Here is a 24,837-nt window from a genome sequence, read left to right as displayed (position 1 = left end):
TTTGTCACCTATTTTTCTAAAACGGCTATGTAATCCATTCGTTTCCTTAAGATTGGTAGCCAGGTAACAATTCTATAATGGGGTTTGTAAACGTTCACGCCGTCAAACAGGTTAACGTCCTTAATCCATTTTAGGTTATGGTTAAACTTAGTTAATTCATAACCTTTTTCAACGCCCCAAGTGAATTTAGCATCTGTATCCTCTATTGATACCTCTTTGGTGTTTTTAACTGAAATCGGCGGCATTATTTCCATAAATATGGTGCATCTGTCAAAATTTCTTTCTATTACATTGATGATGTCCACTACGTCCTTCTGATTCAGATACATTGTCAGGCCTTCAACAATGAAAAGGACATCATTTCTTATTTTAATCTCCTGAGCCCAAGCAGGATCCATTGCGGAATAAGCTAGGGTTTTTACTCTGTCGGTATCTTCAATATATTTCAATCTGTAATTGGCAGAGTTTTCCAAATCCACATTGTACCAGGTAATTCTGCCGTTGTCAAGCCTGTTAAAACGAGTATCCATTCCTGAGGCAATATTGACGATTGTGCAGTCCGGATGGTCATGTATATAATCGCTCACCATATCGTCCAATACGATTGTTCTTGCTATTGTTCCGAGCTGCATTTGTTTGTCTTTTTCAGCTTTGCTGAAATCATAATTGACCTTAGATATTACTTCTATCGCTTTTGAATCATAAAATTTATGATTCTTCTGTTGTGAATGCTTTGCTTTTGCAAACAATGTTAAAAGCATTGTTTTTTCTACGCCTTCTAAATTCATAAGTATGCCTCCATTTTTTAATGGTTTTTGATTAAAGATTGTTCAATGTCATATATAAATTTTTAGGCATGCCTAAATTTTTAGAAATAGTCATCGCAAATTTCTTTGTAAGTACAATATCTGCATAAAAACTGTTCTTTTGCAGGAAAATTACCTTTATTAATTTCATTTCTTACATGATGAAGGGTATCGACAGCATCTTCGATTTCACTTTTGCATAAATATTTGCGCTTATTGTCCTCATCGCAAACTTCAAGAAGTCTCAAACGGCCGTTTTTAGTAAAGAATATGCCGACGCTTGAAACGTTTTTGCCGAATACGTTCTCAACAAGCAGCTTATAATAGCATAGCTCCCGGCGATATTTTGAAAAGGAACTGGATTTGGAAGTTTTGTAGTCGATGACAACCAGGTCTCCGTTATCATCTTCCAATATTATATCGCAGATTCCTGAAAACCGGTTCTCCTCATCCAAGAGATATTCTTCCTGGCAGAATAGCTTATAGTCATTTTCAACAAAGACTTCCCTAAAAAAAGAGCTTAAATTATCAATGTGTTCGGCCACATCATATCCTATTTCTTCCTCATGAGCAATTTTCAAAAGTTCATTTTCGATATTTACATCATCCAGGTCATCTCCGAACTTTTCCGAGAACTTCTCGGCAATCAGATGAACATCACTTCCCAATGCCATATACTTGTTTTGAGGCACTTCAATTTCATCGATATATTGGAATTTGAACTCAAGAGGACATCTGAGATATGTGTTGACTTTCGATTTTGACAATTTCATGGTTATAGTTTTATTAGAACTTTTAAAAATAAATTATTATTATTTTAAATAGTTTAATTTTAATATTATATATTAGGTGAATCTATAATGAAAAAATTATATGCACTTCTTATTGTTCTAATTGTCATCTTTGTTGGAATAAACATAGGCAGTTTTGATTTCAATATGGATGACAGTTCTAATGATACGGTTGAAGATAATGTCACTGATGAAGTTAATGAAAGCATTGTCGCTTTTGGATCAAGCAGTTTTTCAAAAATCGATAACTTTACCGACATGGCAATTAACGATACTGCTGTAAGTTTATTTGATAAGAATAGGAATATGACAATCAATGTATCTGAAATCGATAATTCCCAAAGCATTGATGATATTGCAAATAATTATTATGCCAATAATGTCTATACGTCAAGTCAATTAATTGACCAAAATGGAGTTAGCACATACTTCCTGTATAATGAAGTAACCGGCCATTACAGCTCCGATATATTCTTTAACAAAAACGGCCAGAATTATTGCATTTCCGGGGAAAACATTCCATATTCAGACAGTGATTATTTCATAAATCATTGTAAAGGCATTATTGATACAATTAATATAAATTAAATTTATAATTTTTTGGAGAGTAGTTAAAATGAAAATTGTAGCACTTCAAGCAAGCCCGCGCAAAGGCGGAAACTGTGACGTATTGATGGATGAAATGATAAAAGGAATCGAAGAAAACGGCGGGGAAGTAGTCAAATACTACTTGGAAAAATGTGAAATCGCTCCATGCAAAGCATGCATGCACTGTGCAGAAAACCCTGAATGCGTACGTGCAGATGACGGAAACAAGATTCTGGATGAACTGGTTGCTGCCGATGGCGTGATATTTGCAACACCAATCTACTATGGACAAATGTCTGCTCAAGGTAAATTAATCATTGACCGTTTCTACAGCATCGGACAAAACCCTGATAAAAGCTTATCTGGAAAAGCCGCATTGATATTCACTGAAAACCAGCCGGAAGGAACCTATGCCAATTATATTGAAATGACCAAATTCTCACCGTTTACATTCATGGGATATGAGGTAATTGGCCATGTTGATGCTGGCAGTGCAGGTCCTGCAGGAATTGTGGCTGAAGAACAAGAAGATAAGTTAAAAGAAGCATATGAATTAGGTTTAAAATTCTAAACCTACTTTTTTTCTATTTTTTGGGGACTTGCGAATGGGTCTTGGTTCATTATTTAGAAGGAATAAAAACAAGAAAGAAGAGGAAACTGTGGACTGTCATATTGACATCAACGCACAAGATTGTGACGGATGTGAAAAATGCAGCATTGCATGTCCGAATAATGTTTTGATGATTGTTGATGATGTATCGACAGTAAGGGATCCTCAAGTTTGCAAAAGCTGTAAGGTGTGCATGGCAATCTGTCCAAATGACTGCATTACAGTCAACTAATTGATATTTTCTCGAATAGTGTCAATGAAACTCCTATCCTCAAGCTTTATTATTTTTGTATGGGTTTTTGACTTTTTAATTTTGATTATATCGCCATTGAACACTTCAATTGGATGACCGTCATATAATGCAAATGATGTGGTGTTGTCTCTAAGCTCTGTTATTTTTATCTCAACAGTCGAATCATCAGATAGTACAATGCTTCTATTGATTACTGTATGGGGAGCTATTGGTGTCAATGTTAAGATATGGGCTGTTGGATCTACAATCGGACCACCGCAGGATAGGTTATATGCTGTCGAACCTGTTGGTGTACAAAGTAGGATTCCATCAGCAGTATATGAGTTGATGAGCTTTCCGTTAATTATCGCATCAAATCTCACTACACCGAAGATATTTTTTGAAATTCCAATTTCGTTTAATGCGGGAGGTATTTCGATTGTTTCTCCGTTCTCTTTAATGATTTCGCCTTCAAGCATCATCCTTTCTTCTATATGGTAGTTGCCCTCTATAATGTCGGTTAGTGCATGTTTGATATTTTTGGGGTCTATTTCAGTTAAAAAGCCTAATGTTCCGGTATGTATTCCAATTATTGGTTTTCCACAGGATAATCTGGTGGATTCAAGGAATGTGCCGTCTCCGCCGATTGAGATTACTAAATCGCATTCTGCTATTTCATCACTGATTTCAATTTTTAGCTCTTGTGAAATCCTGATTAATTCCTCTTTTGTCTTTAAGGAATTGGAATTTCCGTTGTCGGCATTGATGAATATTTTCATAGATGTAATTATCTAACTCCTATTAAATAATTTTTTCCAAGATTTTTTCTTCACATTATATTGATAAGATGGCCTAATATTTTAATAGGTTTTGTAAAAATAGTTGATTTAATTAATTGAATTTTTAAAATAATTAAAAGAAATAAAAAAAGTAGAGTTTTTAATGCAGGTAATCTACATCAATTACTAAAATTTGATTTCAGTAGCATCAATAACTTGGATATCCATATTTTCAACGAATTCATCGCTTTCTTCTCCAAAGTTTATGAAGTGCGGTGAACCCATATGTCTTTTAAGTGCTTCAAGACTTTCCCATTTTTCAACAAAAGTCAATGTATCATCTTCATCTGATTTTAACAATCGATACTCGATGTTGCCTTCTTCCAGCAAGGTTTCATAAACCAGTTCGTTAGCAAGTTCCAGGATACTGTCTTGACAACCGCCTTTAGGTTGAATTTTCGCTAATACTAAAATGAAATCCATAACTACCACCTGTTTGATAATATAATTCTTATATTACTTAAATGATTTTAATTGATTTTTCCAAAAATACATTAATTAAAAAGCAGATATATAAATGTAGCAAAAAATTTTGGAGAAAAATGATGATATATTCAACAGAAATTGAAAATATGTGTCTTGTTCGCAAAGGTGCTAATCATGATCCCGCTCCAATTCCTGAAGAGGGCAAATGGGTTAAGGCAAAACATATCAGTGACATTTCTGGTTTTACCCATGGTATCGGATGGTGTGCACCGCAACAGGGATGCTGCAAATTGACATTAAACGTTAAAGAAGGAATCATTGAGGAGGCATTGGTTGAAACTTTAGGTTGTTCCGGCATGACTCACTCAGCAGCAATCGCTGGTGAAATACTGGTTGGAAAAACAATCCTTGAAGCATTGAACACAGATTTGGTCTGTGATGCAATCAATACTGCAATGCGCGAATTATTCTTACAGATTGTTTATGGAAGAACCCAATCCGCATTTTCAGAAGGGGGCCTTCAGATTGGTGCAGGCCTTGAAGATCTGGGAAAGGGCCACAGAAGCCAGATTGGAACAATCTATTCAACAAAGGAAAAGGGACCAAGGTATCTGGAGCTCACTGAAGGTTATATTACAGAAATCGGGCTTGATGAAGACAATGAAATAATTGGTTATAAGTACATTAACCTCGGCGTCATGTTAGACCAAATAAAAGATGGTGTTGACCCTCTGGAAGCAATTGAAAAGGCAACAGGTCAATATGGAAGGTTTGATGATGCCGTTAAAAAAATTGACCCAAGGAAGGAGTGATATTATGAGCTTATTTGAAAGTTATGAGAGAAGAATAGATCAAATCATTCCTGTTTTAGAGAAATATGGCATTAAAGACCTTGAAGAGGCAAAGCAAATTTGTCTTGATAAGGGTTTCGACCCATTTGATATTGTAAAAGGAGTTCAGCCAATCTGTTTTGAGAATGCATGCTGGGCATACACTCTTGGTGCTGCAATAGCCATAAAGCAAGGCTGCGTGAAAGCATCAGATGCCGCAAAGGCAATCGGTGAAGGCCTTCAGGCATTCTGCATTCCGGGAAGTGTTGCAGATGACAGACAGGTTGGATTAGGTCATGGTAATTTAGCATCAATGCTTTTAAGCGATGAAAGCGAATGCTTTGCATTTTTAGCAGGCCACGAAAGCTTTGCGGCAGCTGAAGGGGCAATCGGTATTGCAAACTCTGCAAATGAAGTTCGTGAAAAACCATTGAGAGTAATATTGAACGGTCTTGGAAAGGATGCAGCGTTAATCATTTCAAGAATCAACGGATTCACCCATGTTGAAACAGAATTCGATTACTTTACAGGAGAAGTGAAAGTAGTCAAGGAAAAAGCATATTCAGATGGAGAAAGGGCGAAGGTAAGATGCTACGGTGCAGATGATGTGCGTGAAGGTGTGGCAATCATGCATTTGGAAGGTGTTGACGTATCAATTACAGGCAACTCAACAAACCCTACACGTTTCCAGCATCCTGTGGCCGGAACATACAAAAAGGAATGCATATTGCAAGGCAAAAAGTACTTCTCAGTCGCTTCAGGCGGGGGAACAGGAAGAACCCTGCACCCTGACAACATGGCGGCAGGTCCTGCTTCATATGGTATGACAGACACATTGGGCAGAATGCACTCCGATGCACAATTTGCCGGTTCCTCATCAGTTCCTGCCCATGTGGAAATGATGGGACTAATTGGTATGGGTAACAACCCGATGGTCGGAGCATCCGTTGCAGTTGCAGTGGCTGTTGAAAAGGCAATGAAACAATAGGGGAATCTTTCCCTTTAACTTATTTTTTTTAGGTGTTTGACATGGCTACATTATGGGGATTGACAGCAAGAGGGATTTGTGAATTTGATGGCAAATTTTTACTTTTGAAAATTAGATCAAAATCTGCTCATGATGCGGGCAGATGGGAAATTCCAGGTGGTAAGGTTAAGAAATGCGAATTTTTCGATGAAGGTCTGAAAAGGGAATTTCTTGAAGAGACAGGTCTTGAGGTGGATGTTGATTCACTTTATAATGTTGTCAGAAAAGACTTTACTGCTTGCAAAACTTCTGAAGAGGTAAAATCAATTCAATTGATTATGAAAGTTACTTGCAAGAATGATGATGTCACTATTAGTGAAGAGCATGATGATTACGGTTGGTTTAGTCTTGATGAAATAGATGAAATGATTTCTGAAGGTTTATTAACGCCGCCTGCTGCTGATGCGTTTAATAAAAAAGAATTCAGATAATTTTTTTTTGAAAGCGTGACAAAATGTCACACTTTGGTTCTATTCTAGTTTTAGTAGTTTGGCAGCATTCTCATAAAGTATTTTGGAGCGCTCCTCTTCTGTCAAATTGATTTTATTGAAGTATTCCATTTCGCTGACAGATTCCCACATCGGATAGTCGGTGCCCCACAGTACCTTATCGGCACTGTATGCATGAATCAGTTCTAGTGCGGTTTCAGGTGTCAGGGCATATAGGCTTGAGCTCAAGTCAACATATAGGTTTTCAAAATGGGACAGTTGGCGGGTTGCCTCTTCCCACATGCTCCATCCTGCAAAGTGGGCTCCAATGAATGTAATGTCTGGGAATCTTTCCAGAAATGCTTTAATATGCTTTGGATTTGAATAGTTGTATCTGAAGTCGCCGCAGTGAACAAGCATCGGGACATTGCCTTTGCTTACGACTTCACCTATTTTAAATGCACGCTCTTCATCCATTGCAAACTGCTGGAAGTCCGGGTGCAGCTTAACACCCTTAAGGCCAAGTTCAATCAGGTAATCGAAGTCTCCCTGTATATCCTCGCTGTCGGGGTGCAAGGTTCCGAATCCTGTAAATAAGTCGGGATTGGAATTTACGGCATCAGCTATGAATTCATTTATTGATTTAACCTGCTTAGGTGTTGTTGCAACTGAATGAATCAGGTAATGTGTTACTCCAACTTTATCACCGTCCCTTATCAAATCATCTAATTTGCCGTTCAAGGACATGTCCAAATCGTAGAAATCCCTAATTCCAAGTACTGCTTTTTCTGCTATTTTTTCTGGATAAATATGACAATGTGCATTTATAATTTTTTGCATATAATTAAACCACCTGTTATCTAAATAATAAATTTGATTTTTATATTATAAAACATTTAATTTAATGGACAACATAATATTAGACATGCCAGTCCAAAGATGCCCCAAATGTAACAAGATATTAAGTCCGCAGGAATCAGTTTGCGCAAATTGTGGAACAAAATTAAATAATCATGATATTGGAAGAATTAATTCCATATATCACTCCAGTAATGTTGCAACATTAATCTATATAGCAATATTATTCATTGGAGCCCTGTTATATGGATTTGTTAATTGGATTGTCGCCATAGCTGTTGTTGTTTTATTATTTTCAGCTGTTTTATATTTGAAATTTAAAAGGTGATCAATATGAAATTCTGTCGTGAATGCGGTTGTGAAAATCTGGATGAGGCGCAGTTTTGCAAAAATTGCGGTTTGGAGTTTAAGTCATTGCCTGTAAATGAAAATAAACCGGATAATGAAGTTAAAGTTAGGGTAAATAAAAATCAGGATTCTATTATATCCAAGCTATTCTATAAAACCGATAAATACACCGGAGAGCTCAGATTTGCCAAATCAAAATCCATTAGTATTTTGGTCTTTGTTGCAATGTTTCTTCTCGCAATGTTTGTAAACCTTGGCCAGTTTCCATTGATATCAGTATTCTTGGCCGCAATAATTGTCGGATTGGTGTTTGCGATTCCAACATTTCTCATCGGATATGCTTTAGGATGGGCAATCGACAGGTTAAATAATTAAAAAAAGAGGGTGAAATTAATATAGCTTTTCACCGGTATACAAGTTCTCTTCGCTGTAGATTCTAATCAGTCTGTCAATCAAATCGTCATACATTAGCCTATGGCCTACAGCTCCACCCTGCTTTGTTTTGACATTGTTCAGTGATTTGTCTGAAAACTCTCCTGAGTTGTTGATGATATACCACATGCCGTGTGGAGTGTAGATAAACAGTTCCCCTTCACCTTTGTCTGCACCCTTTTTGAAGCCGTCCTGTGGATCATAGATTTTTGTAGAGTGCACTGCAAGTCTTGACAGGTCCTGTTCCGGCCGGGTTCCTCCCTTTTCAAATAGCATTTTCAGCCATTCATAGGATTTGTCAATGAGATTGGCCTTTTTAATCGGGTCTGCAAACGCTTCCTTTACCTTGTTCTGCCTCTTTTCTAAAGTGTTTGTGATTCCTAAAATCTCTTCGACTTTTGCAACATCCTTTTCAAGGCACCTATATCCTTCAGGCCTTCCTGTTACCTGAACGTTCCCCTCTACGAAATCCATTCTTTTGAAATTTCTGAAATATGGCTTGACCTTTTCGAATTCTTCATCAGGAATCCTTTTGTTCAAGCCGTACAGGTATCCATATTCGTTAGCGTCATAGCATTTTGTTTCCAATTTCAGTTCTTCATCTGCCATGGTATCACCGATATTTAATATAAGTTAGAATATTCAATCCATATAAAACTATTGTTAACATTTACAGAATGTACAATTTTGATTATTTTTATATATTCTGTTTAGATTTATTAAATTTTCTTATAAATCATACAGCATTTTTTTTGTTTAGTAAAATACTTTTATATTAAAATCCAAATATAACATCATGGTAAAGGTAAGTATTTTCGGATCAACTGGAACAATAGGCAAGAATGTAGCGTTTACCCTGGCAAGGGAAGATACAGTTGATGAAATCGTTATGGTTGCAAGGCCCGAAAGCCTTGAAAAGGTTAAAGGAGAAACTTACGATATGTATGATGCTCTGGCTGCAAGGGATATTGATTGCAGGTTGACTCCGACTTGTGATTTTCATGATATCGAGGGCTCTGCCATTGTATTGATTGCCGCCGGAATTCATCGCCAAAAAGGTATGAAAAGATTGGATTTGGCAGTTCCCAATGCGAAAATTGTTGCCTACTATTCAAAACAGGTAGCGAAATACGCTCCTGATGCAATAATATTGGTGGCTACAAATCCTGTGGATGTAATGACAACCATCGCTCTTGATGCTTCCAAATTTGATAAGATGAAGGTTATCGGTGTCGGAAACCACCTGGATTCATTAAGACTGAAAAATTATTTCTCAAGGCAAATCAACATTAACAGTTCTGAAGTTCACACAAGGGTTGTAGGCGAGCATGGGGATAACATGGTTCCTCTTTTAAGTTCTACAACAATTGGGGGTATTCCTTTAAAATATTTCGTGGAATATGTGGATTTGGACATTACAGGATTGGTCGAACGGCTTAAAAATGCGGGAAATACAATAATTACCAAAAAGGGAGCAACTGAATATGGTCCTGCTTTTGCTATATCAAACCTGATTTCTACAATAATAACGGACACCCACAAAGTCTTGACCGTAAGCTGCTATCTTGATGGTGAAGTTGAAAACGTTGAGGATGTATCGTTAGGTGTGCCGGCAGTTATATCCAAAAGGGGCATTGCAATGATTGTTCCTATTCATATGAACGATATTGAGAAGAGAAGCTTTATTAAAGCAGCTAATACGGTTCGTGATGCAACTTATGAGGTTAAGGAAAATCTTGATTTATAAGTAAAACTTTTTTTTATAGAAAATCCAAAATAGGATATATTACTGAGGATTTTCAGATGAAGATATGTGAAAAATCGATGGAATCAAGTATTATTCTAAAAATCATAATGGTGTTAATCATTGGTGAAATATTGGGAGTTGCTGTTCTGAGGCGCAATTATCTGTTCGGAAGAATTAATTTTAATTTCTTTTTTGGCAATTGCTCTTATTTTAATGGCTTCAGCTATTTTAGGAGAATTCGCAAATGAAACTAGTAGTTCAAAGAGTATCTAATGCAAGTGTTGAAGTGGATGAAAAAATCGTTGGTCAGATTGATGAAGGATTGATGGTCTTGGTAGGCTTTGGGCAAGAGGATTCGCAAAAAGAAGCTGATTATCTGGCAAAGAAGCTTGTAAAGCTCAGAATCTTTCAGGATGAAAACGGCAGGATGAACAAATCCGTTAAGGACATTGGAGGAAAGCTATTGCTGGTACCTCAATTCACGTTATATGCCCACACCAAAAAGAATAGGCCGTCTTTTCACAGGGCTTTAGCCCCAGATAAGGCAACAGAATTATTTGACTATTTCACAGCAAAATGTCGTGAAGATGTTGATGTTGAAACCGGTGAGTTCGGGGCGTTTATGAAGGTCAGTTTGCTCAACAACGGACCCGTAACAATTCTGCTTGAAAAGGAATTTGATTAGGTAGTAACAAATTAAATACAAATCTTTATAAATATATACTATATAATATATTCATTGGAGATTCAAAATGTCTAATGAAAGCTCAAAAGCTCATGAAATTAAGAGATTAACAACCCCTATTGCCTTTAAAAACTCTAAGGCCTATGATATCGATGGAACAAGGGTTAACTGCATAGAATCATTATCCGAAATCAAATATGTCGTCGAACCTAAAGCGGGCATATTGACAGATGATGAAGTATTGCAATATGCACCCGACTCCAGCTATGCTTCCAAAATCAAACTGCAAAGGGGAATAGGGGGCATATCCGATTTATTGTTTATAAATAATTCTCTCATGGGAATATTGGGCGTTTATTACATTACTTTAATCTGCATACTGGTTCCTTTTTACTACTGGGGAAATAAGGCAGTAATGTTTATTATCTTAATATTATCAATACTTCCTTTAGCATATCTTTACAGGTTAACGACTTCAAAAGGATATGCGAAAACCCAAACTAAAAAGCAAGAAAGAGTAGTGTCCAAACCAGTTTCAGCGCCAATACATGAAAATTCAGGTCTTGAATCACTTAAAAAATATGAAAAAGAGGTAAATGACCTGAAGGTGCTGTTTGACGTAAAAGAGGAAGTTGTAAAGGATCTCATTGAAAAATCTTTCGCTCCTCCTCAACTAACTTACGACAGGTTTATGAATGTCGTTGGCAATTCCCGTAAGATGTTTTATGCCCAGCGGGATTCAGCCTTGAATATCATTAACCTTGCAGCTGAAGACACTCCTAGAATAGAAGGCGAACTTGAAAGCAAAATAGGCAATATGAAAGCCATCATTGATCAGATTGAAGACTTGACAAATGAACTCGTCATAAATTTAAATTCAAATGAAGAATCAAGTGATGACGTTAAGAATCTGTTGGAAGAAATGGAAAACCTAACAAGTTCGGTTAAGGAATATTAGGGTGATTTTATGAGCAAGACTTGTCCAAAATGTGGAAAAGAACAGGCTAACAATGCAAAATTCTGCATGGATTGCGGTTACAGTTTCTCTAAAGATGCATCAACAAGGAGTTCCAATATGCTTTCGAATGGAAAGATATTCCTGGCAATCATTGCCATTATTCTGGTCTTTGGGGCGATGTTTATACTCTCCCTTGGAAATGACCATGATGTTGCAACGGATGACGGAGACCATGTGGATCATGTTGATTTGACTATAACCGAAGTAAACGGCTACGATAGCACCTACGACAATAGGACAAGCTATACCTTCTATACTGATGCCCTGTTTTTGGATGTGCCTTCGAATATGAAGGGATATGTAATAAAAACAAGCTATTGCGATGAAAACGGCACAGTTTTAGGTCAGGAAACCGAAACCCTTTCCAATGTTTACTATGATACGGATTACGAAATAAGCTTTGGCGATTACACTTCATACAAAAAACTCGACTTGGATCATGTTAATGTAGAAATAATTAAAGGCGGTGAAACCATAGATAATTTCACTGCTAAGGTTGATAAAAATAAAATAGACTTTCTTAATTAGGTGATAAAAATGGCAGAATTTTCTCTAGATGTAGATGAAATTAAAAAAGATGTCGAAACATCCATTAAGGATGAAGAAGAAAAACTGGAAAACTCAAATCTCAAAAACCAAGCACAAGACAATGCAACTGCAATTTTCGATGCCGATTTGAATAATCCACAAGAAAGGGAAAAAATCCTACAGCCTCTAGACAATTTCGGTTTATCCGACATGTCCAAATCCGCTTCACACAATGAAATGTTATCAACAAGATTAAGTGATTTGACCAAAGGCGGAAAGGAAGCCGACAATATCGGAGAAAAATTATTGGAGCTGGACCAGCAAATGAAAGATTTAGACCCAAGCAAGGTTGATTTTGCCAAAAAGGGCATGCTTGGAAATCTGGTCAATCCCGTTAAAAAATACTTTGCAAAATATGAAAAGGCGGAAGTATCAATCTCACACATTATAGAGTCTCTTGAAAAAAGCGGAAAGGTCTTGCAAAACGACAACACAACTCTCTTAAGTGAAGAGAACTATTTAAGGGAAGTTACAAACAAGCTTCTTGCAGACATTGAGCTCGGTAAGAAGATGGATGAATCCATTGAAGCCCAAATTCAAAACGCAGAACTTCAGGGAGTATCCGAAGAGAAAATCGCTTTTGTACGTGAAGAGATACTGTTCCCTCTAAGACAAAGAATCATGGATATGCAGCAGATGATTGTTGTAAACCAGCAAGGAATTGTTTCCCTTAATGTGATCAGAAGAAACAATAAGGAATTGATTAGAGGAGTAAAACGCGCTCAAAACGTTACAGTTTCAGCACTTAGAACTGGTGTAATGGTTGCAAGTGCTCTTTATAACCAAAAAATAGTAATGGATAAGATCAATATCCTAAATAAGACTACTGAAAACATAATTGAATCCACTTCACACATGCTTAAGGAGCAAGGAAGTGAAATTCAAAAGCACAGTGCTGAGACAATGATTTCTCCAGATGTTCTTAAGGCTTCATTTGCAGAAGCTCTTCAAGCTATTGAGGATGTAAGCACTTATAAACAGCAAGCTCTTCCTAAGATGAAGGAAACAATTGAGGTCTTCTCAGACCTTGCGGATGAAGGGCAAAAGGTTGTTGACAAAATAGAAACCAGCAATAAAGATTTGTTAGAATAGTGAGTTTTACCCTCACTATAATTTTTTAGGTTAAAAAATGAATGCATTAGAAAAAATTAAAAGATCATGGTGGGTAATCTTTTCGGTGATTATCGTCTTCAACGGATTGGGATTTATTTATATCGGAGCTATTCATGACAATCGAAATTGGATTCTGGAAGGCGTAATCTATGAGATTCCATGGGTTTTCGGAATAATATTATCCGATTTTGACCCTATCCTTGATGTATATGTTGCAATAGCTATGATACTGATGCTTGTCTCAATTGTCAGGTCAGTTTGGGTTGCAATCAAACTTGCAGATGTATATGACAATGAAGAGAAATATGCTATTCAATCAACTGCATTAAACAATCCAAATGTCAATCAGGATAACAGTGAATTTCCAACCACAGTTGCTTGCGTTTCATGCCTTGTTTTAATATTCATAGCATATGCCATACTTGCATTCATGTAATCATTTTTTTATATTACTTTTTTTAAAATATAATCATGAACAAAAAAATCAAGATTGCTATAGCAATTGTTTTGCTTTTAATTGTAGGATTTGCCATATTCTACATCAGCGATTATTATCATGCAGAAAAAGTTGCTATTGACAGTTTGAACAATACCGATGACGTATCTGCAATAAAAACATCAAACGGAATGCTGTTGGACGGTCCTGGAAACGATACAGCATTGATATTCTATCCCGGAGCTAAAGTTGAATATACTTCATATGCTCCATTATTCATGAATCTGTCAAGCGAAGGCATCGACTGTTATCTGGTTGAAATGCCGTTCAATCTGGCGTTTTTAGGCCAGGACAGTGCAGATGAGATAATAGATGATGGAAACTACTCCCATTATTTCATATCCGGACACTCTTTAGGCGGTGCAATGGCCGCTTCCTATGTCAACAGCACCAACAAGACCGATGGATTGATATTGTTTGCATCATATTCAACTTCAGAAATTGAAAAGCCGGTGCTGTCAATCTATGGATCTGAAGATAAGGTGCTAGACATGGAAAAATACAATGAATCCATTGGGTTTATTGATGATAACCTTACCGAATTTGAAATTGATGGGGCAAATCATGCGCAATTCGGATATTATGGAAACCAGTCAGGTGATGGAATAGCTAAAATTTCTGCCGAATCGCAACAAAAACAGAGTGTCAATGAAATCATGGACTTCATTGATGGTGTTTTAGCTTAAGTAAATTAGTCATTGGCTAATTTCTCCAGTTCTTCACCGGTTAGGTGGAAAACATTCCAATCCTTCTGTTCGGCGCCTAAGGACAGATAGAAGTCAATGCTTGGCTTGTTCCAAGATAGGCATGTCCATTCAAATCTTCCGTAGCCTCTCTCATCCACAATTTTTGCCAACTGCTTGAGCAATGCCTTTCCATATCCCTTTCCACGATATTCGGGGTCCACAAACAGGTCTTCAAGGTGAAGGTTGACATTTGATATGTATGTTGAAAAGCTTAGGAAAAACAGTGCAAAGCCCACTTCCTTTCCATCTTCAAGAGCGAATATTACCTCCGCTTGCTTTTTGTCAAAAATCCATTTTTTTAACTCTTCCTCGGTAGCGATGACCTCATCCAACCTGTGTTCATAATCAGCTAATTTTCGAATGAATTCTAAAATTAAGCCGACATCTTCCTCTTTTGCATTCCTGAAAGTTAACTGTGACATAAGATTATTTTTAGTAGTTTTGCTAAATATAGTAATATGTTTCGAAAAATGCGAAGAAGAAATAGGCAGCTTTCAGATGAAGAATGTGTCGATATATTGATTAACGAACCTCGCGGCGTTTTGGCACTGTTGGGTGATGACGACTATCCGTATACGGTTCCGATGAGCCATGTTTATGTGGACGGCAAGATATACTTTCACGGAGCAATGAAGGGTCATAAGGTTGATGCGGTCAAAAAATATTCAAAATGTTCCTATTGTGTTGTTGATAAGGGAATTAAGGCCGAAGACAGCTGGTGGTATACATTTAAAAGCGTAGTGGTCTTCGGTAGAATTAAAACTTTAACGGATAGGCAGGATAAAATCGACAAGCTGACCCATCTTGGAGACAAGTTCTTCCCGACACACCAGGAAACCATTGATGAGATAGATAGGCTATTGGATAAGACAGAGGTATTTGAAATTACCATTGACCATATGACCGGAAAGAGAGTTGAGGAAAAATAGTCGGGGGTAATGCTTATGATTGGAAACGATTGGGATTTGGCGTTAAAGGATGAATTTGAAATGGAATACTTTAAAAGGATAATTGAATTCATTAACAGGGAATATGAAAACAAAACAATCTATCCTCCATATGATGATATTTTCAATGCATTCAAGTTAACTCCATTGGACAATGTTAAAGTGGTTATTTTAGGTCAGGACCCCTATCATGAGGCCGGCCAGGCTCATGGCCTTGCATTTTCCACTCCCGATAGCAGGCCGATTCCAAGATCTCTAAAGAACATTTTTAAAGAGATTAATGACGAGTATGATTATCCGATACCTGAATCAGGCTGTCTGGAAAAATGGGCAAAGCAGGGCGTATTTTTGCTGAATACTGTTCTTACGGTCGTTGAAGGAGAAGCCAATTCCCATAGCGGCTGCGGTTGGCAGACATTCACAGATAATGTAATTGGAATACTGAATAATCAGACTCAACCGATCGTATTTCTGCTTTGGGGAAAACAGGCAGAAAAGAAAAGGGAATTGATTACAAATCCGAATCATCTGGTATTGATTACATCCCATCCATCACCGTTTTCGGCTCGCCGTGGATTTTTAGGCTCAAATCATTTTAAACTGGCAAATGAATTCTTAAAAGAAAATGATATTGGGGAAATAGACTGGAAGCTGGACTAGATGACAACTTCATAATAGGTTTTCCTGTTGTCTCTCATTCTGGAGTCCATGTCAACCAAATCATATACCAAGGGATTGGTCATCAGCATCGACCATATTTCAAACGTAGTCTTTACAAAATCGTCATTCAGTTTGATGTGGTCATGGACAATAGGACATTTGTATGGAAATTCGCTTTCATCAAAAATCAGGTGGAATTCTCCTTTCTTGTTTAGATGAGGTATTAATGGAAATGTTCTGCATTGGATAGGTCGGATTGACCTGTCGCATTTCGGCGGATTAACGCATTTTACAAGATAGATTTGGCCTTTCCAGGAGTGAGGATATTTTATCTCAGACGAATCGATAAAGTAAAGTTCAAATTCATCACTATCTTCATACATCAGCTCTTCTCCTGGAAGCAGATATAGAGCTAACTCTTCGTTGCGGTAGTCCTCCGCATCGTATACGCAGCAGACTTCACCGCATAATTTTCCACAGTCAAAATCTACAGGTGTGACTTCATCAAGTCGCTTGTAAATCTTTTCGATTGTTCTTTTCATTTCTTCAGCACTGATTTCCATTCCAGTCAACTCTAAATAACTATCTGTTTTTTATCATATTTGAAAATAAGTTTCTATAATCCCTATATTCAAAGTAGTTATAAAATTAAAAAAGCTATATAAGTTTGAAATCTCACATTTGATAAAGTATTTATAATAAATGTAATAAATATCTTTAATATTAAAATACTTAAAAATTAAGGCGTTCATGTTTTATGCATGGCTATAATACAAATTGTATAATTTGCTAAGGATATAAAAACTTATTGAGAATATTTAGGGAGAAAAATATGTATTATATTAATGAAAACATTAAAAATTTATTCAGAATATTTGATCAGAATTCACGTGATGGCTATATAAGGATGGATTTGAATGAAAATCCTGTTGGATTGCCTCAGGAGTTTATTGATGAAGTTCTCTCTAAAGTCACTCCAGAATTTGTTGCTAAATATCCTGAGCAATTGGAATTTACAACTAAGCTGGCAAAATTTATTGGAGTTGAAGTGGAAAATATTTGCCTTGTTAATGGTTCTGCAGAAGGAATAAGATACGTTATTCAGGCATATAGCCGACCGGGAGGTAAAGTATTGTCCGTTATTCCATCTTATGCGATGTATGATGTATATTGTGAGATGTATGGTCGGGAAAGCGTCCATGTCCATTATGATGAAAATCTTGAAATGGATGTTCAAAATATTATCGATTCAATTAATGATGATATTGATTTGGTAATCATCTTAAATCCAAATAATCCTGTCGGTGATGTATACACATATGAAGAGATGGATGAAATTTTGAAGGCTTGTAAGGAACATGAATGTACATTATTAATTGATGAAGCTTATTTCTATTTTTACCCAAATTCATTTATTAAGTATGCAATAGAAAACGAGCATGTTTTATTAACTAGAACATTTTCTAAAGTATTTTCACTTGCTGGTGCAAGATTAGGTTATGTTGTTGGCCAAAAAGATGATGTTGCAATTGTTCAAAAATTAGCCACTCCACATAATGTTAATGCTTTTGGAATGGCATTTGCAGAAGCGATTATAGAAAAAGAGGGCATGCTTGATGAACTTGTTGAAAAACAATTAACCGGCAAACAGCATTTGATTGATTCCCTGCAAGAAAAAGGATATGAGGTTAGTGCTAAGGAAGGCAATTTTATTTTCATCAAACCGAAACACATTGATGCGGCAACTATTGTAAAAAGAATGAAAGAGGAAAAGAAAATTTTGATTAAGGTTTATAATAATGTTCCGAATCTAGGCGATTGCTTGCGTGTTTCCATTGGTGAAAGTGGAGTAATGGATACTTTCATTGAAGCTTTAGAAGATATAGATCAATAATTAGTTGGATTAGATGAAAGTAGTGATTAATTTTTAATATAAATAATTATAACTCATAGATGAAGGGAAAGCATGTTTAAAAGAGTCGAAAAGCAAGACATACAATCAATTAAAGAATACATTGGAAAGGAATATGATAAATGCCTATACCTATATTTGGATTTTCTAAAATATGGATTGGACAATGAAAACCTAAAATTTTGGTTTGATTTGGAAGATAATGAAATAAAATGCGTTATATTAAAATATTATTCTGGAATGCATGTTTTTTCAAAAAATAAGGATTGTGACTTCGATAAAATAAAGAAATTGGTATTAACGGAGAATCCTTCAGTCATTTGTGCCGAAAAATATTTAATCGAAAACCTTGATGACATTCTTAAAGAAAAGGACTATACTGCTGAATATGGTTGGGTTAGAGTTTTATCAAAACATTATGACTGCGAAAATTCAGCTGTTGAACTGGCTGATGAAGAGGAAGATTTCATTGCAATTTCAAAATTAATTAAAAATGACCCTATGGGTGAATTTTACGAGTTGGATGAATTGATTTCTCAGATTAAAGAAAGAGATGAGGATAACTTTGGCAGAAATTATATAATTAAAGATGGGGATAAAATCATTTCTAATGCCTCTACAAACGCTGAGATTGAAAACATTGCAGTATTGTCTAATGTAATTACTGATGATGCATATAGGGGAAAAGGTCTTGCCACAAAAGTTTGCAGCAAACTATGCAATGACTTGATTGATGAAGGTAAAAAGGTTTATCTGATTAATTATACTGAAGAATCAACAGGATTATATGACAAACTGGGATTTGAAGTTTCATGTGAAATTGGAAAATTATTCTAGTAATATATTTATTCCTTTAAGGCTTTAGATAATTCTTTTGAAAGGTTAATGTTTTTATTTCAGTAATAGGGAATATTCCGATGTTAAGTAGAGGAATTGTAAGTTCCGTTCGTGATTGTCAATGTCAAATGTATCTGATTAGGGTATAATTCTTAAAGAGGGATATTATCAGCTTAGGAACTAAATTTAATAAAAGGATTGAAGATTGGAAGTATGCTTCAATAAACAGCCTTATTTACTATAATTATTATCACAAAAAGATTGATGAAAAACTGGTTTATGTTGAATCTGGAAACGGAAAGGATTTCACGGGCAATATTTTAAGAATTGTAGAAGAACTATCTACAGGTAAATATGGCGATTATAGAATTGTTGTTTATGCTAAAAAGAATGTTCATACTAAAATCAAAGAATTGGAAAAGAATTATTCATTGAATATTGATAAAATTGTTTCCACTAGAACTATTGGAACAATGATAATGGAAAAGGCAAAATATATCATTACAGATTCAGTCCTGTTCCATAAGTTTGTTAAACGCCCCGGTCAAATTGTATTCAATGCCTGGCAGGGAACACCTTTCAAAGCGTTTGGCTTTAATAATAAGAATCAGGAACATAAAATTGCAAGTGTTCAAGAAACATTATTATCGTCTGATTATATCTTATTTTCAAATGACTACTCAAAAAATAACTTTTTATCCTCATATATGTTGGATAAGATTTTCCCTGGAAAGGTTTTAATGGGTGGATCTCCGAGAAATTCCGTTTTTTTCAAAAACTCAAATTTGAAAGAAGAGATGGGTTTTAAAGATAAAGAAATAATTGCATATGTTCCATCGTTTAAAAGCGTAAAATCTTTTGAGAATAATGACCGTAAAAATACGATGGAGAAATACTTTAAAAGAATTGATGAAGGCCTAAATGATAACCAAATATTATTGGTTAAATTCCATCCTTTAAATAAAGAAGAGTTTAATTTAGATAAATACGATAAAATTCAAGAATTTCCAGATAATTTTGAGCAATATGATGTGCTAAATTCTACAGATATCCTTATCAGCGATTATTCAGATGTTATCTTTGATTTTGCAAATACTAAAAAGAAGATAATTCTATTTGTTTTTGATGAGGAGAGATATTTTAAGAATAATGACACATTCATGGACCTTTCACAGTTCCCGTTTGCCAAGGCACATGATGTTGATGAGTTGATCTTTGAGTTGAACTCAGGGAAAGATTATGATGATGATTCTTTTTTAAGGGAATATTGTCTATATGACGATGGTGATGCCTGTGAAAAATTATGTCAACATATTTTTAGTGATGAAAAGCCGTTAAATGAGGAAATAATAAAAAATTCCAATAAGAACTCTTTGGTTTTTGCTGGAGGGTTATTAAAGAATGGCGTTACCTTTTCATTGGTAAATCTATTGCATGAAGTTGACTCTGAAAAACATGACTATTTCATTTCTTATCGTAGTTGGAGTAAGAATATAGAAAAGAACCATGATTCCATTTTTAAGCTGTTTCCAAATGAGATAAGCTATGCTCCATTAAGAACACCAATCAATCCAACGTTACTTGAAAAATTCAAATTGAATAGATATCTCAAGAGTAAAAATCATAAAGCGACTCCAGACATTGTTAAAAACTTATTTAAACGTGAATTGAAAAGGTATTATGGAGATTTTGAATTTGATAATGTAATTCATTTTATTGGTTATAGTGAAGTTGAAAGCTTGCTTTTCTCACAATGCAATGCAAATAAAATTATATGGTCCCACACTGATAAAGCTGAAAGAATTGAAAAAGGATTTGAAAATCCACATATTCTGGCTGAGAATTATAGTTGCTATGATAAAATTGCAACGGTTTCCCCTAAAGCATTAAAATCAATTTTGGATTTTTATCCAGAAACTGAAGAAAAAATTCATTTGGTGCATAATATTAATTTTTATAAAAAAATCTTACTCGATAGTGAAAAAGAGATTGAATTTGATAGAAATACTGTAATGAGCACTTATAATCCTGGGGGAATCATCGGTGTTTTGGAAAGTCCAGGCAGGAAATTTATTTCGGTTGGAAGGTTCTCATATGAAAAAAATCATAAGATGTTAATCAGAGCATTTAATAAATTTTGTAAGGATTATCCTGACACTCAACTTATAATTGTTGGAGGATTTGGTGAGGAATATATTTCAACTAAAAGATTAATCAGCAAATTAAAATATAGAAATAATATCACCCTAATCAAATCAATTTTCAATCCAATGCCGATTTTAAAAGAATGTGATTTATTTATTTTGCCATCTCTTAGTGAAGGATGGCCCATGACAATTATGGAAGCGGATACTCTCAAAATCCCAGTAATCGTTAGCGATATTGAAGGTTTGCAGTGGATAAGGGATTATGATGGGTATCTATTTGATAATTCCGTTGAGGGCATCTTAAAGGCTATGCAGGATTTTATGGATGGAAAAGTAAAAAGTCAGCTTGACATAGATTATGACGAGTATAATAATAATGCTGTTGAAGAGTTTTATGAGATATTAGATAATTAAAATTCTCTCAAAAATTTGATTAAGCAGTTAAAGACAACACTAAATTTATAAATTCATAATCAAATACTAATATTATAATATTTTTAGGGATAAAATGGTTTTAAGAAAAGAGAGGATTTTTTATTTAGATGAATTGCGTGCAATTGCAATTCTTTTGGTGTTGTTAGCACATACTATCAAATATTTTCCAGTAAATATTGACTACTTGGCATCCCCTACTTTACTTTCTTATCTTGCAATTTCTAGGATGGGTGTTCCTTTATTTTTCATGCTTAGTGGAGCATTACTCTTGAACAAGGAATATTCAATTTCACAATTCCTTAAAAAACGTTTTTCAAGAGTCCTGATTCCCGCTGCATTCTGGTATATAATCTTATTCTTGTCTGTTGCATATGTGAATGCATTTAACTTTGATTTGGTCAGCATATGGATTTATGATGCTCCATTTCCTTGGTTTGTTTGTGCAATTATTGGAATATATTTATTAATGCCCGTTTTTAATTCATTTGTCAAGGAACACGGTACAAAAGGAGCCGAATACTTTTTATTTGTCTGGTTCATATTCATAATTTTAATCAATCTCCATCTCACCGAGGAATATTATGTGACTTTAATCTTTCAGAACTTTGGTGTTTACATGGGTTATGTAGTTTTGGGATATTATCTGACAAATAAGGAATTCAACATATATTCCCTTCCGATGGCAATATTTTCCAGTTTAATATTCATAATATGCCTTGCAATAAACGTGTATAATGCATGGAATTTCACAACAATCGTTTATATTGAATCAATTTCAATTATAATCCAATGTTGTGCATTATTTTTAATCTTAAGATATTTGGCAAAATTCGCATCGTTCAATCCTAAAAGTGCATTATCAAAACTACATACTTTCATTGAAAAATCCTTTATTGGAACAGTAATCTATTTGTTCAGCATCTGCAGTTATACAATCTATCTGATGCATGAGCATATTATAAATCTGCTTTCGCAGTATTATCCCATTACTTCATTTGATCTAGTCCCAGTCGTATTTGTATTATTGGCTGCATCATCGTTAATTGGGGCTGTGTTATTGTCAAAGATACCTATCTTGAATAAATTAGTTGGTGTTCATTAATGTTAGAGCTACCTCTAAATATCTTAATAGGAAATTGCATTTCATTTATTGCAGGGATATTTCTTTTAATAAGTTGCTGTGTCAATGATACCAAAAAGGCTTATAAATATCAGTTTCTAGAAGCTTTTACACTTACAATATCTTCTGTTTTTTTCATGTCATGGACAGGTGTTACTACAATGGCGATTGCAGCTATTAGGAATGCAATGGTTTATAAAGACAAACTAACTTTAAACTGGACAGTATTCTTTGTCATTCTCTCTGTGATATTGGGAATTTTAGTAAATACAATGGGAATCATTGGCTTTTTGCCGATAATTGCAATAGTGCAAATTACAATATGTAATTATTACCTAAAAAAGATCAAATCTATTAAAATCAGTTTTATAGTTAATTTATTATTTTATATAGTGTATTTCATTGCAATCTATGATTTCACCTCTGCAGTTATCCAAATTATTACTGCTACAATAGGTCTTATTTCTTTAATCAAATTAATTAGAACTGATGGATTTTAGTTGCTTTCTTTAATTTCAATGAGTTTTTATGTTATTTAGTAACTTTTAAATGTATTGATTTTCATACATACTTATAGTTATCATGTTTATTTTTTATTTGAAAATTTTTTATGAGGGTTAATAATGAAAAAAGTTATCACATATGGAACTTTTGACTTGTTTCATAAAGGGCACTACAACATATTAAAAAGAGCAAAAGAGTATGGGGATTATTTAATTGTTGGAGTAACTGGAGAAACTTATGATATCGGTCGTGGAAAATTGAATGTCCATGACTCTCTCGCCACTAGAATTGAAAATGTACAGAATACCGGTTTTGTCGATGAGATTATTGTCGAAGAGTATTTGGGTCAGAAAATAGGGGATATCATCAAATATGACATTGATACATTTGTAATCGGTGATGATTGGAGAGGAAAATTCGATCATTTATCCAGATATTGTAATATGGTCTATTTAGAAAGAACAAAAGGTATTTCAAGCACACAGATTAGGGAAGAGACATTTGACCAATATGATATTGGTATTGTTTTCGATTATCCTGATGACAATCAAATTATAAAGGAATCAAAGTTAGTGAATGGTTTTGAAGTTAAAAATATTTACTGTGAAGATAAAAAGGTTCTGGATAAATTCCTTGAAAAGTACGATGTGGAAAATGTCTGTGAAAGCTACTCTGAAATGGTTGAAAATTCTGATATTGTTTATGTTCGCGGCGAAATAGAAAAGAGATACAGTTACATCCGCAAAGCATTAGTTGCTGGAAAACATGTAATCTACGATCCTCCTGCCACATTTAAGGAACATGAATTGGAAGAATTATTCGATTTAGCCAAGAAAAAGAATGTTATTCTAATGAAAAACATTAAAATGGTTCATATCTATGTATTTAATCAGTTATTATGGATGACTCAAGGCGGTTTAATAGGAGACATACTTAGTTTCAATTGCGCAATTTCCAAATATGATATAAATCGTTCAAATCTGTTCTATGATTTAAGCGTTTACACATTAATACCTATGCTGAAGATAATGGGACAGGATTATGAAAAATTTGATTATATAGTTAAAAAAGATGGTGAAAACGTAGAATTTGCTTCAATGAACTTTGTTTATCCAAAGGCTAGAGCCATAATAACCGTTGGAAATAAAATGCGTGTAGATAATCAATTGGAAATTATAGGAACTGAAGGAACAATCCGTATGAAGAACGACTGGTGGAAAAGTAGAAACTTTGAGATTCACACACCTGATTCCACGGATGTGCAAGTCTACAACACTAATTACGAAGGAAACGGTTTTAAATATCTGATTAGAGAAATGTCAAATCTATTGGCTAATAATCGTATTGATTCAAGACGCATTTTTGAAGATGAGTCATTGACTATTATTAGAATATTGGACAAAATTAAAAAAGTGAAAAATTAAAAACCTATGGATTGAACAATGATAATATTCAGATAATGGAGAAATATTATGGGTCATTTATTTACTATTGGACCAGTGGAAATGTTTCCTGAAACATTGGAAATTGGTGGAAAGCAGGTACCTTATTTCAGAAACGTCGAATTTTCTCAAATAGTATTCTCAGCTAGTGAAGGATTAAAAAGATTATTATTCAATGAAAATGGTGAAATAATTCTGTTAACATGTTCTGGAACAGGTGCTATG

Annotated in this window: 31 protein-coding genes and 1 pseudogene; 24 read left to right on the top strand and 8 right to left on the bottom strand. The window is 34.9% G+C overall.

The annotated features are described in order from the left end of the window. Positions 1 to 8 precede the first annotated feature (8 nt). The gene (locus ACJMLD_RS08920) at positions 9 to 788 is read right to left on the bottom strand and encodes a class I SAM-dependent methyltransferase (protein WP_405270655.1); all 780 of its coding nucleotides are present in this window, start codon (positions 786 to 788) and stop codon (positions 9 to 11) included. A gap of 80 nt (positions 789 to 868) precedes the next feature. Further along, positions 869 to 1,579, bottom strand: a complete 711-nt coding sequence (locus ACJMLD_RS08915) for a RecB family exonuclease (RefSeq protein WP_405270653.1) — start codon at positions 1,577 to 1,579, stop codon at positions 869 to 871. An 87-nt stretch (positions 1,580 to 1,666) separates the two neighbouring features. Between ACJMLD_RS08915 and ACJMLD_RS08910 the strand changes: the two genes are divergently transcribed. From ACJMLD_RS08910 to ACJMLD_RS08900, 3 genes are read left to right on the top strand one after another with little or no spacing between them, the layout of a single operon-like run. Then, positions 1,667 to 2,185, top strand: coding sequence for a hypothetical protein (locus ACJMLD_RS08910; protein WP_405270651.1), 519 nt, complete (start codon positions 1,667 to 1,669; stop codon positions 2,183 to 2,185). Positions 2,186 to 2,213: 28 nt separating this feature from the next. After that, positions 2,214 to 2,756, top strand: coding sequence for a flavodoxin family protein (locus ACJMLD_RS08905; RefSeq protein WP_405270648.1), 543 nt, complete (start codon positions 2,214 to 2,216; stop codon positions 2,754 to 2,756). Positions 2,757 to 2,790: 34 nt separating this feature from the next. After that, positions 2,791 to 3,027 carry a 4Fe-4S binding protein gene (locus ACJMLD_RS08900; protein WP_405270646.1) on the top strand — a complete coding sequence of 79 codons (237 nt, stop codon included), beginning with the start codon at positions 2,791 to 2,793 and terminating at the stop codon, positions 3,025 to 3,027. Here ACJMLD_RS08900 and ACJMLD_RS08895 read toward each other — a convergent pair. Continuing rightward, positions 3,024 to 3,806, bottom strand: a complete 783-nt coding sequence (locus tag ACJMLD_RS08895; protein WP_405270644.1) for an NAD(+)/NADH kinase — start codon at positions 3,804 to 3,806, stop codon at positions 3,024 to 3,026. The two genes, ACJMLD_RS08900 and ACJMLD_RS08895, sit on opposite strands and share 4 nt — an antisense overlap. A 186-nt stretch (positions 3,807 to 3,992) precedes the next feature. After that, positions 3,993 to 4,289: a putative quinol monooxygenase gene (locus ACJMLD_RS08890; RefSeq protein WP_405270642.1), complete on the bottom strand. Its 297-nt coding sequence runs from the start codon at positions 4,287 to 4,289 to the stop codon at positions 3,993 to 3,995. Between the two features lie 122 nt (positions 4,290 to 4,411). On the opposite strand from ACJMLD_RS08890, the gene ACJMLD_RS08885 reads away from it, so the two are divergent. Genes ACJMLD_RS08885 through ACJMLD_RS08875 form a run of 3 tightly spaced genes read left to right on the top strand, consistent with a single transcriptional unit; the run spans position 4,412 to position 6,580 of the window. Continuing rightward, complete coding sequence (locus ACJMLD_RS08885; protein ID WP_405270640.1) at positions 4,412 to 5,104, top strand: iron-sulfur cluster assembly scaffold protein; 693 nt, start codon at positions 4,412 to 4,414, stop codon at positions 5,102 to 5,104. Between the two features lie 4 nt (positions 5,105 to 5,108). Continuing rightward, on the top strand, positions 5,109 to 6,110 hold the full coding sequence (locus tag ACJMLD_RS08880) for a GGGtGRT protein (protein ID WP_405270638.1): 1,002 nt from the start codon (positions 5,109 to 5,111) through the stop codon (positions 6,108 to 6,110). 41 nt (positions 6,111 to 6,151) lie between these two features. Further along, positions 6,152 to 6,580 (top strand): NUDIX domain-containing protein, encoded by a 429-nt coding sequence (locus ACJMLD_RS08875; RefSeq protein WP_405270635.1) that lies wholly within the window; start codon positions 6,152 to 6,154, stop codon positions 6,578 to 6,580. Positions 6,581 to 6,619: 39 nt separating this feature from the next. Here ACJMLD_RS08875 and ACJMLD_RS08870 read toward each other — a convergent pair whose 3' ends face one another. Continuing rightward, positions 6,620 to 7,417 (bottom strand): amidohydrolase family protein, encoded by a 798-nt coding sequence (locus tag ACJMLD_RS08870; protein WP_405270632.1) that lies wholly within the window; start codon positions 7,415 to 7,417, stop codon positions 6,620 to 6,622. Between the two features lie 64 nt (positions 7,418 to 7,481). Between ACJMLD_RS08870 and ACJMLD_RS08865 the strand changes: the two genes are divergently transcribed. Together ACJMLD_RS08865 and ACJMLD_RS08860 are read left to right on the top strand one after the other, a co-directional pair. Beyond that, on the top strand, positions 7,482 to 7,763 hold the full coding sequence (locus ACJMLD_RS08865; protein WP_405270630.1) for a zinc ribbon domain-containing protein: 282 nt from the start codon (positions 7,482 to 7,484) through the stop codon (positions 7,761 to 7,763). 5 nt (positions 7,764 to 7,768) lie between these two features. After that, entirely contained in the window at positions 7,769 to 8,158 is a 390-nt protein-coding gene (locus tag ACJMLD_RS08860; RefSeq protein ID WP_405270628.1) for a zinc-ribbon domain-containing protein, read from the top strand. Positions 8,159 to 8,173: 15 nt separating this feature from the next. Here ACJMLD_RS08860 and ACJMLD_RS08855 read toward each other — a convergent pair whose 3' ends face one another. Beyond that, positions 8,174 to 8,824: a hypothetical protein gene (locus tag ACJMLD_RS08855; RefSeq protein ID WP_405270626.1), complete on the bottom strand. Its 651-nt coding sequence runs from the start codon at positions 8,822 to 8,824 to the stop codon at positions 8,174 to 8,176. 187 nt (positions 8,825 to 9,011) lie between these two features. Between ACJMLD_RS08855 and ACJMLD_RS08850 the strand changes: the two genes are divergently transcribed. The 7 genes from ACJMLD_RS08850 (at position 9,012) to ACJMLD_RS08820 (ending at position 14,548) form a co-directional block, all read left to right on the top strand. Further along, on the top strand, positions 9,012 to 9,962 hold the full coding sequence (locus ACJMLD_RS08850) for a malate dehydrogenase (RefSeq protein ID WP_405270624.1): 951 nt from the start codon (positions 9,012 to 9,014) through the stop codon (positions 9,960 to 9,962). A gap of 244 nt (positions 9,963 to 10,206) precedes the next feature. Continuing rightward, positions 10,207 to 10,647 (top strand): D-aminoacyl-tRNA deacylase, encoded by a 441-nt coding sequence (gene dtd / locus ACJMLD_RS08845; protein ID WP_405270622.1) that lies wholly within the window; start codon positions 10,207 to 10,209, stop codon positions 10,645 to 10,647. A 67-nt stretch (positions 10,648 to 10,714) separates the two neighbouring features. Further along, entirely contained in the window at positions 10,715 to 11,605 is an 891-nt protein-coding gene (locus ACJMLD_RS08840; protein WP_405270620.1) for a hypothetical protein, read from the top strand. 9 nt (positions 11,606 to 11,614) lie between these two features. Further along, positions 11,615 to 12,193 (top strand): zinc-ribbon domain-containing protein, encoded by a 579-nt coding sequence (locus tag ACJMLD_RS08835; protein ID WP_405270618.1) that lies wholly within the window; start codon positions 11,615 to 11,617, stop codon positions 12,191 to 12,193. 9 nt (positions 12,194 to 12,202) lie between these two features. After that, entirely contained in the window at positions 12,203 to 13,345 is a 1,143-nt protein-coding gene (locus ACJMLD_RS08830; RefSeq protein WP_405270616.1) for a toxic anion resistance protein, read from the top strand. Between the two features lie 37 nt (positions 13,346 to 13,382). After that, a complete protein-coding gene (locus tag ACJMLD_RS08825) occupies positions 13,383 to 13,802 on the top strand; it encodes a hypothetical protein (protein ID WP_405270614.1) in 420 nt (139 codons plus the stop codon). Between the two features lie 35 nt (positions 13,803 to 13,837). Continuing rightward, a complete protein-coding gene (locus tag ACJMLD_RS08820) occupies positions 13,838 to 14,548 on the top strand; it encodes an alpha/beta hydrolase (protein WP_405270612.1) in 711 nt (236 codons plus the stop codon). A 5-nt stretch (positions 14,549 to 14,553) separates the two neighbouring features. Here the strand turns inward: ACJMLD_RS08820 and ACJMLD_RS08815 are convergent, their stop codons facing one another. Continuing rightward, positions 14,554 to 15,030 (bottom strand): GNAT family N-acetyltransferase, encoded by a 477-nt coding sequence (locus tag ACJMLD_RS08815; protein ID WP_405270610.1) that lies wholly within the window; start codon positions 15,028 to 15,030, stop codon positions 14,554 to 14,556. A 48-nt stretch (positions 15,031 to 15,078) separates the two neighbouring features. Here ACJMLD_RS08815 and ACJMLD_RS08810 point away from each other — a divergent pair, with 48 nt between their 5' ends. Together ACJMLD_RS08810 and ACJMLD_RS08805 are read left to right on the top strand one after the other, a co-directional pair. Further along, the gene (locus ACJMLD_RS08810) at positions 15,079 to 15,537 is read left to right on the top strand and encodes a pyridoxamine 5'-phosphate oxidase family protein (protein ID WP_405270608.1); all 459 of its coding nucleotides are present in this window, start codon (positions 15,079 to 15,081) and stop codon (positions 15,535 to 15,537) included. Between the two features lie 9 nt (positions 15,538 to 15,546). Continuing rightward, positions 15,547 to 16,215 (top strand): uracil-DNA glycosylase, encoded by a 669-nt coding sequence (locus tag ACJMLD_RS08805; RefSeq protein WP_405270606.1) that lies wholly within the window; start codon positions 15,547 to 15,549, stop codon positions 16,213 to 16,215. Here ACJMLD_RS08805 and ACJMLD_RS08800 read toward each other — a convergent pair. Beyond that, positions 16,212 to 16,778 (bottom strand): hypothetical protein, encoded by a 567-nt coding sequence (locus ACJMLD_RS08800; RefSeq protein ID WP_405270604.1) that lies wholly within the window; start codon positions 16,776 to 16,778, stop codon positions 16,212 to 16,214. The genes ACJMLD_RS08805 and ACJMLD_RS08800 overlap by 4 nt on opposite strands. 269 nt (positions 16,779 to 17,047) lie before the next feature. Here ACJMLD_RS08800 and ACJMLD_RS08795 point away from each other — a divergent pair, with 269 nt between their 5' ends. The 7 genes and pseudogenes from ACJMLD_RS08795 to ACJMLD_RS08765 all read left to right on the top strand — a co-directional run. Further along, complete coding sequence (locus ACJMLD_RS08795) at positions 17,048 to 18,109, top strand: pyridoxal phosphate-dependent aminotransferase (protein ID WP_405270602.1); 1,062 nt, start codon at positions 17,048 to 17,050, stop codon at positions 18,107 to 18,109. Positions 18,110 to 18,181: 72 nt separating this feature from the next. Beyond that, a complete protein-coding gene (locus tag ACJMLD_RS08790; protein WP_405270600.1) occupies positions 18,182 to 18,964 on the top strand; it encodes a GNAT family N-acetyltransferase in 783 nt (260 codons plus the stop codon). Between the two features lie 164 nt (positions 18,965 to 19,128). Beyond that, positions 19,129 to 21,525 (top strand): CDP-glycerol glycerophosphotransferase family protein, encoded by a 2,397-nt coding sequence (locus ACJMLD_RS08785; protein ID WP_405270692.1) that lies wholly within the window; start codon positions 19,129 to 19,131, stop codon positions 21,523 to 21,525. A gap of 94 nt (positions 21,526 to 21,619) precedes the next feature. Beyond that, positions 21,620 to 22,648 carry an acyltransferase gene (locus ACJMLD_RS08780; protein WP_405270598.1) on the top strand — a complete coding sequence of 343 codons (1,029 nt, stop codon included), beginning with the start codon at positions 21,620 to 21,622 and terminating at the stop codon, positions 22,646 to 22,648. After that, complete coding sequence (locus ACJMLD_RS08775; RefSeq protein WP_405270596.1) at positions 22,648 to 23,166, top strand: YgjV family protein; 519 nt, start codon at positions 22,648 to 22,650, stop codon at positions 23,164 to 23,166. Before ACJMLD_RS08780 ends, ACJMLD_RS08775 begins: the two co-directional genes overlap by 1 nt. Positions 23,167 to 23,289: 123 nt before the next feature. Further along, positions 23,290 to 24,594, top strand: coding sequence for an adenylyltransferase/cytidyltransferase family protein (locus tag ACJMLD_RS08770; protein ID WP_405270594.1), 1,305 nt, complete (start codon positions 23,290 to 23,292; stop codon positions 24,592 to 24,594). A 48-nt stretch (positions 24,595 to 24,642) separates the two neighbouring features. After that, positions 24,643 to 24,837, top strand: a pseudogene (locus ACJMLD_RS08765) (alanine--glyoxylate aminotransferase family protein); the annotation flags it as partial.

Source organism: Methanobrevibacter sp., assembly GCF_045112895.1.
Lineage (GTDB): Archaea > Methanobacteriota > Methanobacteria > Methanobacteriales > Methanobacteriaceae > Methanocatella.
This window is presented reverse-complemented; position numbering and strand designations above follow the sequence as displayed.